This is a genomic window from Methylobacterium oxalidis (assembly GCF_007992195.1).
In the GTDB taxonomy this organism is placed as follows: Bacteria; Pseudomonadota; Alphaproteobacteria; order Rhizobiales; family Beijerinckiaceae; genus Methylobacterium; species Methylobacterium oxalidis.
This window is the reverse complement of record NZ_BJZU01000331.1, coordinates 1-779: the sequence shown is the minus strand read 5'-3', so window position 1 is coordinate 779 and position 779 is coordinate 1. Positions and strand designations below refer to the sequence as shown.

The window sequence follows — 779 nt, the reverse complement described above, 5'->3', positions numbered from 1 at the left end:
CAGGCTTATGGCCGGTTGCAGACGCTGTTCCGGGCCGCTGAAGCCGCGCCGCAGCGCTTGGCTCTGCCGCGGCCGGAGGGCCACGTTGAGGTCAGTGGTCTCGCCCTGACCGCACCGGGATCGAGCCGCTTCATCCTCAGTCAGGTCAGCTTCGAGCTGCCGGCTGGCTCCTCGACTGCCGTGGTGGGACCGAGCGGGGCGGGCAAGTCGAGCCTGGTGCGGGCGCTGGTCGGCATCTGGGCACCGGCTCTCGGTAGCGTGCGCATTGATGGGTCCGAGTTGCAGCACTGGGATGCCGATGCCCTGGGCCAGCACCTCGGCTACCTGCCGCAAAGCGTGGAACTCCTGTCCGGCACGATCGCCCAGAACATCGCGCGGTTCGGCGCTGTCGATGACGAGGCGGTGCTCGAGGCGGCAAAGCTCGCCGGTGTGCACGAGGTGATCCAGCAACTGCCGCAGGGGTACAGCACGGAAGTGGGGGAGGGCGGCAGCGCCCTGTCCGGTGGCCAGCGCCAGCGCATCGGCCTGGCGCGGGCGATCTACGGCAACCCTTCCCTCGTTGTGCTGGATGAGCCGAACTCGAACCTCGATGCGGTGGGCGAGGCGGCTTTGGCCGAGGCTTTGCTGGCGCTGACCAAGCGGGGCACGACCTGCGTGCTGATCACGCACAAGGCCAACATCCTGACGCTGGTGGACTACATCCTGGTTCTGAAGGACGGAACGGTGTCGACCTTCGGCCCGCGCGATGAGGTGCTGGCCGGGCAGGGAGCTGGCCGCAG

1 protein-coding gene is annotated in these 779 nt (G+C 68.5%); it reads left to right on the top strand.

Annotation, left to right across the window (positions count from 1 at the left end):
- Positions 1-15: 15 nt before the first annotated feature.
- The coding region (locus MOX02_RS30845; protein ID WP_244948471.1) for an ATP-binding cassette domain-containing protein at positions 16-779 on the top strand (764 nt) is incomplete at its 3' end.